The 7,253-nt window shown below is 57.0% G+C and carries 13 protein-coding genes; 10 read left to right on the plus strand and 3 right to left on the minus strand.

The window, feature by feature from the left end; genetic code table 11:
- Positions 1-124: 124 nt before the first annotated feature.
- From QT222_RS09895 to QT222_RS09930, 8 genes are all read left to right on the plus strand, one after another.
- The gene (locus QT222_RS09895; protein ID WP_491477066.1) at positions 125-673 is read left to right on the plus strand and encodes a hypothetical protein; all 549 of its coding nucleotides are present in this window, start codon (positions 125-127) and stop codon (positions 671-673) included.
- A gap of 66 nt (positions 674-739) precedes the next feature.
- The gene (locus tag QT222_RS09900; protein WP_491477067.1) at positions 740-1,258 is read left to right on the plus strand and encodes a hypothetical protein; all 519 of its coding nucleotides are present in this window, start codon (positions 740-742) and stop codon (positions 1,256-1,258) included.
- A 64-nt stretch (positions 1,259-1,322) separates the two neighbouring features.
- Positions 1,323-1,952 (plus strand): hypothetical protein, encoded by a 630-nt coding sequence (locus QT222_RS09905; protein ID WP_491477068.1) that lies wholly within the window; start codon positions 1,323-1,325, stop codon positions 1,950-1,952.
- Complete coding sequence (locus tag QT222_RS09910; RefSeq protein ID WP_491477069.1) at positions 1,952-2,218, plus strand: hypothetical protein; 267 nt, start codon at positions 1,952-1,954, stop codon at positions 2,216-2,218. The genes QT222_RS09905 and QT222_RS09910 overlap by 1 nt, the downstream gene beginning before the upstream one ends.
- Before the next feature lie 515 nt (positions 2,219-2,733).
- Positions 2,734-2,994 (plus strand): hypothetical protein, encoded by a 261-nt coding sequence (locus QT222_RS09915; protein ID WP_491477070.1) that lies wholly within the window; start codon positions 2,734-2,736, stop codon positions 2,992-2,994.
- On the plus strand, positions 2,987-3,259 hold the full coding sequence (locus QT222_RS09920; protein WP_491477071.1) for an acyl-CoA oxidase: 273 nt from the start codon (positions 2,987-2,989) through the stop codon (positions 3,257-3,259). The genes QT222_RS09915 and QT222_RS09920 overlap by 8 nt, the downstream gene beginning before the upstream one ends.
- A 262-nt stretch (positions 3,260-3,521) precedes the next feature.
- The gene (locus QT222_RS09925; RefSeq protein ID WP_491477072.1) at positions 3,522-4,208 is read left to right on the plus strand and encodes a hypothetical protein; all 687 of its coding nucleotides are present in this window, start codon (positions 3,522-3,524) and stop codon (positions 4,206-4,208) included.
- A 4-nt stretch (positions 4,209-4,212) separates the two neighbouring features.
- Entirely contained in the window at positions 4,213-4,695 is a 483-nt protein-coding gene (locus QT222_RS09930) for a hypothetical protein (protein ID WP_491477073.1), read from the plus strand.
- Positions 4,696-4,976: 281 nt separating this feature from the next.
- Here the strand turns inward: QT222_RS09930 and QT222_RS09935 are convergent, their stop codons facing one another.
- From QT222_RS09935 to QT222_RS09945, 3 genes are read right to left on the minus strand one after another with little or no spacing between them, the layout of a single operon-like run.
- Entirely contained in the window at positions 4,977-5,585 is a 609-nt protein-coding gene (locus QT222_RS09935; RefSeq protein WP_491477074.1) for a DnaJ domain-containing protein, read from the minus strand.
- The gene (locus QT222_RS09940; protein ID WP_491477075.1) at positions 5,582-5,743 is read right to left on the minus strand and encodes a hypothetical protein; all 162 of its coding nucleotides are present in this window, start codon (positions 5,741-5,743) and stop codon (positions 5,582-5,584) included. Before QT222_RS09940 ends, QT222_RS09935 begins: the two co-directional genes overlap by 4 nt.
- A complete protein-coding gene (locus QT222_RS09945) occupies positions 5,736-5,945 on the minus strand; it encodes a hypothetical protein (RefSeq protein WP_491477076.1) in 210 nt (69 codons plus the stop codon). The genes QT222_RS09940 and QT222_RS09945 overlap by 8 nt, the downstream gene beginning before the upstream one ends.
- 211 nt (positions 5,946-6,156) lie before the next feature.
- Between QT222_RS09945 and QT222_RS09950 the strand changes: the two genes are divergently transcribed.
- The gene (locus QT222_RS09950) at positions 6,157-6,615 is read left to right on the plus strand and encodes a hypothetical protein (protein WP_491477077.1); all 459 of its coding nucleotides are present in this window, start codon (positions 6,157-6,159) and stop codon (positions 6,613-6,615) included.
- Between the two features lie 205 nt (positions 6,616-6,820).
- On the plus strand, positions 6,821-7,006 hold the full coding sequence (locus QT222_RS09955) for a hypothetical protein (RefSeq protein ID WP_491477078.1): 186 nt from the start codon (positions 6,821-6,823) through the stop codon (positions 7,004-7,006).
- The last annotated feature ends 247 nt before the right edge of the window (positions 7,007-7,253 follow it).

A 7,253-nucleotide genomic window follows, 5' to 3' on the forward strand; every position in this document is an offset into this window, starting at 1 on the left:
CGCGTACAACGTGATCGTCACCAGTGACCAGAGCGTGCGGTTCTACGAGCCCCAAGAGGACCGGTTCGTCGTAGTTGGCGAGGACGACTACCAGCTCACGAACGCACTCATCCTGTTCTGAATCATGGCCGACGAGATCCTCTTCGAGCAGAACGACGCGCTCACTGAAGACACGCTCTCACGTGTCTCAGGTCGGCCAAACATCATGGACCACGTCGTCCGGGGACTCACGCTCACCGACAACGGCGACGGCACGGCGACGATTTCTGCCGGGTATGCGACCATCCTCGATGGCGTTCGAGGCTACCACGTCTACCCAGACGAGCGAACCGTGACGCTCGTCGACTCCGGCGGGGAGAACCACATCTTCCTGGAGATCGACGTCGACCACGCGTCGTCGACGAAGAACGACCAGGTCACGATCCACGTCGACGCCGATGACACGCCGCCAGCGCTCCCGAACCTCAAACTCGGGACCGTCGACCCGACGGCAACGCCACCAGAGACCGAAGTCAACCGCGAGCCAGACGGTACGTTCGAGAACCTGGAGGCAACGCGGGCGCTGACGTATCCGACGTACGCGACGCTCGATGCTGTCCCCAACGACCTCAAAAAGGGGACGAGGTTTCTCGTCGAGGACGAGGGTCGATTCTACTTCGAGGACGGCAACTGAGCGACCTCGCGATGACCCACGCCCGCGCTCCGACGGCGTGTGCGAGCACCTATTCGGGGAGTACCGATGCCGACCGACAACCTACAGATCATACCGAATACGAACACGGCTCGCGAGGAGCATCGCCGCATTCCAGCGGATAAGAACAACTACGTGATCGAGGGGGTCACCCTTGATCTCGCATCCGACAATACCCTCGGTGTCGACCCGGGGTCACTGACGATCACACACGACGGCAAGGTGTATCTCGTCGACGTCGCCGCCCGGAAGAGAGACGACCGCATCGACATCCCGGCGGCCTCCCAACTCGGCGTCTACTACGATATCGCACCGAACGACGTCGTCGTCCAGGCCGATGCACCGGCTCAACCGTCGCTGCAGATCGGGACGGTCGACACTGCAGCGGGTACCGTCGACGATAGCATCAATCGAACGGCGGACTACACCGTCGGGTCGTTGACAGCGGAGCGAGCAATCACGTTCCCACGGTATCAGACGCTTAGTGACGTTCCCGACACCCTCGAAGCGGGAACGAAGTTCTTCGTCGAGGACGAAGGCCGCTACTACTTCGAGGATGGTAACTGATGAGAGACAACACAACGACCAGCAGCGAGATGAACAGCACTCAGACTACGGAGCGTGGTAACTGATGGTGTATCAAGCAGAACCGAACAAATGGGACGTAAACGGGAATGCAGGAATCTTTGGGGGAGAAGAGTTGCTTATCAATGCACTCCCCAGCCAAGTCAAAACGGTCACTACTGGCAGTGCTACGGTGAGCCAATTCGAATCTGGGACGAGAATAGAGGTTGGGACGACTGCGGGTGATTCTGCGGCGTTACGATATATCGCTGGCTTCCCGAACCTCGACGAAACCGCCGCTGAACGAGTCCGGTACGATTTTGCTTATCACCTGCAATCTGCCCTACCTGTCAATGACACGTTGACCATTGGACACGGGACCCCAAGCAACCGTGGGTTCGGTCTCAATTTAGAGACCGAGCAATTCGAAATTTGGAATGCTGGTGGAGTGGTTGCATCAGCACCAGCCACGATCCCATCGAGTGTCAGAGACACGTGGTGGCTAACGGTCGTCTGTGATTTCGACGCCGATGAGACGACTTTCTACCACCGGAATGCATCAACGCAGGAATCCCAAACCCTTGGGTACACACGGGACCCGGACCCTAACTACTGTTACTGCGAGTCCAATGGGAATGGTGACAAGCTCGAACCATGGTATCTCCGGGTGGCGATTAAGCCGTCGGAGGTCGTGTGATGCAACAGCAGAAATTCATCCCCGACGGTGGGTCTCAACTGCCCGCTGAGGCAACCAGTCACGAAACGCTCGCAACATATCTTGATGGGGCTGTGAACAACTGGGTCCGGGTGCAGCGCATCATCCCCGGGCACAACCGACACATCGCGCTTCGGGTCCCAGATAGTATGACTCAGACAGACCGGGATGCCGTTGTCTCCGCCATCGTCAACAATATCAGCGGCCTCAAAGCCCATCCTGACGGGTGGCAGACAGTCGAACAGTAGGACACAGTAATCGGCTAATGTACAGCGGCAATGAACTAGTAGTCATTCGATGATTTACTCGAGGACATCAGAGTAGACAATGCTTTCGGTGGTAAGGGCTGGGATGCCTATCTCCACTTCAACGACGCCGAAGACTATCCATATACCAAAGATCCAAAGAACCAAGAGTGGCTTTTGTCTGGCCTCAGACCTATCAAAAGCGGACAAGTGTCTCTCACCGCCGGTGGGAAAACGACGATCAACACCCCCGTTGGCGGGTCGAATCTTTTGGTTTCGCACGGCCCAGCGTCAACTGAGACGGGGTCTGTAACATACGAAAAGACACACGATGGGTCGAGTACTACCCAAGTTATCTTCAAAGAGACCTCCGGCAACAACCCCGCGACCCACAACTACACAATTTTCCAAGTTCCACTGCCCTAAACCCTACTCCACCTCCTGAGCAGGGCGAGCACCTGTGACCCGCGACGTGAGAGGGGCCGTCGCGGCAACCGAGAACCCTCAGAGACTCATGAATGCGACTTCGAAAAGCACGGGCGTTAGCGGGGCTGGTCTTCGCAGCGGCGTTCGCCATCGCGTTGCTCGCCGACGTCCTCTTCCCGACGACAGCACAGCTCACTGGCAACCACATCACTATCTTCGCGAGTATTCTCTCCGCACTATTCGGCGTCGAAATCGCGCGGTCGCGATGGGAGCAACTCGCCTCGGCGGCGAGTGGCGCGCTCTCCGGGTGGCAGGCCGCACAAGATACCAACCAGGAGGACAGCGATGACTGACGTCCTCTCACTCGTCAACTATGTCATGCTCTTCGCCGGCGCGGCGGGCTTTCTCGCCTACCCTGTCCTCGAACACTTCTACGAGCCCGACGTGAGTGGGTGGAAGCTCTTGGCTCTCGTCGCGATTTCGCTCGCGCTCGTGTTATTTGGCGCTGGCGCGTGGACCGGTGGCGTTGATCTCGTCCCGGTGCGAGCCTTGGCGGCGCTCTGTCTCGTCGCCGCCGAAGTGGGGCTGATCCGTGAAACGGTGACATCGACGGCGTAGTTACACATGACCTGACCACCTGCCCTCGACTTTCACCATAGGTCAACAACGGTAAAGCACCCAAAATACCGATTTCTGAAGAGTGCCAAATCCCGTGACACAGACGTTCACTGAGCGAATTAATGATTGTTCCCTGCCCTTTATAGTGTCAATAACCTACTAATGCAGGATCCTATCAGTAGATAGAAATACGATGAAGGTACGGGAGAGCTTTGATTTGTGGCGAGAAGTTATTACACCCGTCGAACAAAACAGTAGCCATATGACCAACATCCAACCTCGAAATGCGGCCTTGGGTGCAATATTCGAGTATCCAAATCCCGTAGATCGGAATGCTGTGGTTGATTGGTTCTCCGATCAAGGCTTTTCAACCACTGATATGTCACGCCGCCAGTTGACTCTCGGTGGGTCTGACGTTCAGATCGGCGAGGCGATGCAGGCACCTCCTAAGGTCGCCGAACGCGGAGGAGTAGAGGTGCTCTACAATTCAGATGCTACTCTTGACGGGTTGGGGAATGGCTCATACGTGACTGTGAGAGATAGTCAACGGGGAGACCTCCAGAAAGTACAGGAGCTGATGCATGAGATATCATCAATGTTTGGACGCTTTGAGATGGATCAGCAACTGCAGCTATATGAACTCACGATTGATGTAGCAATTCGGGTTTCTGAGGACCACGATATCACAAACTACTATTCTTCAGAGAAATTTGATGAAATCAGCAGTACAACTGGCTCTACTCCCAAGGCCCTCGCAACTCGATTCGAATCGACGATCGGCGCCCAAGAGTCTGGTTGGTATCGGTTATTGATTGACTCAGGTGCCACAAAGAATCCTTTCCTCTGGCGAGTTCATCTACAACAACGGTTTGACTCACTTGAAGACGTGAATGAGGGTAATATTTATAATATGTTAAGAGAGACCGTTGACATAGCTTCGGAGGACTAAGGTGATGAACCCTAATGGTGACGAGATTACCGTTGAGGGTGGCACAAATGCGGCATACACTCAACCCGGAACCGACCCAGCGACCAGGGGACAGGGCTGGGACTTCTCCGAAAAGCAACGGTTCGAAGGTAGATTACATCAAACAGAACTGGATATTGAGCGACTAGCTCAGAATTACGAACAGTTGCGTCTTGACCAGGAGCAGTTCCAAACGTCGGTTGAGCAGCACCTCTTTGCCCTGTACCAGCAACAAATGGAGATCCAACAAGCGAACCAAAGTAGCGACGGGGCTAAAGAGGCACTGTATCGCACTGTTCATGCTCCCATCACACTAGCCGGAGGGATTGTATCCACTATCACCGGAATCGCCCTCCTACTAACTGGTACTTACTTCGGGGTGTTAGCTGTGGGTCTTGGGGTGTTTCTTTTTGCTACCCTCAGTAGAATAACCTCTGCGTATGACTTTGGAGTATATGACATTATTTGAATTTTCACTTCCTGATGGAGAGGCAGTTGTTCAGCTCTGCCTTGCCGCCCCGTGTGGTGTGTGGATGTTGGGCGCAATCTTCAATTTCACAGAAATCAATTTTTTCGGCCTCAAAATGAGTGGCGCCACTCACGTACCAACACACCATGTCATATACGCAGTTCTCATCATCTTTGGTACTATTTACGCAAGTTCGGTCTGGAAATCAGTCCCTGAGTAGTGAATATCAAACGTCACTTCTCTCTACAATCAGCATCTGAACAGTTAGAGAATGACCATTTTCACCCCAGCATCGCCTCCTTTGCGTTCTCCAACTCGATGAACGCTTCCTGGCTGCCGCCCTTGTCGGGATGACGCTCCTGCAGCAACTCGCGATACGCGCCGCGGACGACGTAGTCCGGGGCGTCGGGGGCGACGCCGAGAACCTCGTGCGGTTCGGTCGACGCCGGCGTTGCGACGACGACGTCTTCTTGCTCGTCGGCGGGCGGCAGGCGGGCGGTGTCGAACGTCGACAACGCGGTCGTGACGCCACACCGTTCGGCCAGTCGCATCCGGCGGGCGTACAGCGCGATAGCCCGGGCGTTCTCTCGCTGCGTCGCCCAGCGGTCACACGCGATGGCGTGGCCGTGGTCCGCGGACTCGCCCTCGCGGCGGAAGCGAGCGACGACACCGACGTCGTCGGGACGGTCGTGTTGGTGCGGGATGTTCTGGCGGTCGGCGTAGTGCTGACTCGCCGTCGAGATGTCGACGTCGGTCGCGCCCCAACGCTCGAGCTCGTCGACGACGCTCTCGAACGACTCTTTGCGCGTGAGAGACATCTTACCAGGATACGAGTCGCGGTCCTCCGCGCCGGTGCGTGGGTAGTTCGGCGGCCAGTCAATACTGGTCATCGCGACCCCCGTGGGAAGACATACAGTACGTTCAGCGGATCGCAGTCGTGTTTCTCGCGGAACTCGGCGGGCGTCATGCCAAGAAGCCGCATCCCGCACGACGGACACTCGTCGATGTACTCCTCTTCATCTTCGATCCGGGCGAACGTCCTACTCATCCGGGTCACCCTCACAAACGACCTCTCGGAGTTCGTCGAGAAGGTCCGGATGGTGTTCTGCGAGGACTTCGATATCCTTCGTCATCTCGTCCTCGATACGTCGACGGATGCGCGATGTTGCCTGGTACTTCCGGTCGTTACCATGCTCGCCAGCGACTTGTTCGCGTTCGGTCTGGGTGAGAAGTGCCCGGGTTTTTGCCATACGCCGGGATTCAATCGTCGCCATTGTAGTATTTGCTAACCTCCATCTGATACTACTTAGCGCATTTACTAATAATTAGTGTATATGAGGACGTTAGCAAAAGCACTAACCTATAAGTAGTTAGCAAATGTACTAACTACTGTGAAGTGTGGTTCGTCGCAGAAAGCGACCGGCGGTGCAACGCCGACCGCGCTTCCGGAGTACGAAAGCAATGTCAACTACAATCTCAACCGTTGAAAACAGTACGGAACGTGATTCGGCGCTCAACGCGCCCGACAATCTCGACGTGACCGACCCCATCCGCGCGATTGTGACCCTCCGAGGAGAGACGCGTGTCGCCACGCTGTCGCACTCTGAGTTCCTGATGGGCCCCGAAGACGAGCGCACCCTCGTCTCGGCCGACACGGGTTACTCGGCGGCGCTGTGGATTGACCCGCTGCACGTCTTCAACGAGGATTACCTTGAGCTCGGCGTCGACGAAGAGGGCTCGACGTACGTCTGGAACGTCTGGGACAATGTCGTCCACATGGTCACCGCCGACGGCGACCGCAAGCGCACCGAGGACCTCGACGACTACCCGCGCAAGGACGTCCTCACGTGGATCGACTTCGTCGCCGACCGGCGTGGCTGGACCGACCTCCACCCCGTCTTCGCGGAGGTGCGTGACTGATGGCGGTCGCCCAAACCACGACTTCTGACACGCACATGGACCTCGACGAGCGCGACGTCCGGGCGTGGCGTCCCGCGTCGGATCGGCCTCGAGGCCACGGCGCGAGGGTGGACACTTTCAGAGGCAGAGTTCAACGGCTGTCGGTGGCGGCCCACAGGGTCGGAACGAATGCGTGATGTTGCAGTGGAAGTCGGGGGGTTCAACCATGTTGTTTGAGAGCACTCGTCGTCGTGTCCGCCGCGGGGCGCTCGGCGTCGGTGTGCTTGCTGTTGCGTCGCTCGCGAGCGGCGCGACTGAGCCAGCGGCCGTCTTGGTCGCAGTTGCCGCGGTTGTGGTCGCTATTGATTCGAAGCTGGCTGAGACTGACCTGCTGTCGTGGGGTGAGAAGTGATGCGGTCATTTAGCAATCCGGGCACGCACTTCGAGATTGTCAAGTCAGAGACGTCGGTCGGCCAGGACGGCTACCGAAAGGGCGAGCCAAAGGCGCTTTCATGTCCTGAGTGTGGGGCAACACTCCCCCTCACAAGAGATCCCTCACCGGGACTCGACGAACTCCCGCACCATCCAAAATGTGACCAGCGATGGGTCCGTAGCTGGTTCTGGCGAGAGCAGTTCCTCAACGACTGACACCCCAGGAC

The organism is Haloferax sp. s1, assembly GCF_058382125.1.

Bases quoted from the DNA above. Each gene is read 5' to 3' on its own strand.
- QT222_RS09905 (WP_491477068.1), top strand. From the start codon at position 1,323: ATGGTGTATCAAGCAGAACCGAACAAATGGGACGTAAACGGGAATGCA.
- QT222_RS09955 (WP_491477078.1), top strand. From the start codon at position 6,821: ATGTTGTTTGAGAGCACTCGTCGTCGTGTCCGCCGCGGGGCGCTCGGC.
- QT222_RS09945 (WP_491477076.1), bottom strand. From the start codon at position 5,945: ATGGCAAAAACCCGGGCACTTCTCACCCAGACCGAACGCGAACAAGTC.
- QT222_RS09935 (WP_491477074.1), bottom strand. From the start codon at position 5,585: ATGACCAGTATTGACTGGCCGCCGAACTACCCACGCACCGGCGCGGAG.
- QT222_RS09900 (WP_491477067.1), top strand. From the start codon at position 740: ATGCCGACCGACAACCTACAGATCATACCGAATACGAACACGGCTCGC.
- QT222_RS09930 (WP_491477073.1), top strand. From the start codon at position 4,213: ATGAACCCTAATGGTGACGAGATTACCGTTGAGGGTGGCACAAATGCG.
- QT222_RS09910 (WP_491477069.1), top strand. From the start codon at position 1,952: ATGCAACAGCAGAAATTCATCCCCGACGGTGGGTCTCAACTGCCCGCT.
- QT222_RS09925 (WP_491477072.1), top strand. From the start codon at position 3,522: ATGACCAACATCCAACCTCGAAATGCGGCCTTGGGTGCAATATTCGAG.
- QT222_RS09920 (WP_491477071.1), top strand. From the start codon at position 2,987: ATGACTGACGTCCTCTCACTCGTCAACTATGTCATGCTCTTCGCCGGC.
- QT222_RS09895 (WP_491477066.1), top strand. From the start codon at position 125: ATGGCCGACGAGATCCTCTTCGAGCAGAACGACGCGCTCACTGAAGAC.
- QT222_RS09940 (WP_491477075.1), bottom strand. From the start codon at position 5,743: ATGAGTAGGACGTTCGCCCGGATCGAAGATGAAGAGGAGTACATCGAC.
- QT222_RS09950 (WP_491477077.1), top strand. From the start codon at position 6,157: ATGTCAACTACAATCTCAACCGTTGAAAACAGTACGGAACGTGATTCG.
- QT222_RS09915 (WP_491477070.1), top strand. From the start codon at position 2,734: ATGCGACTTCGAAAAGCACGGGCGTTAGCGGGGCTGGTCTTCGCAGCG.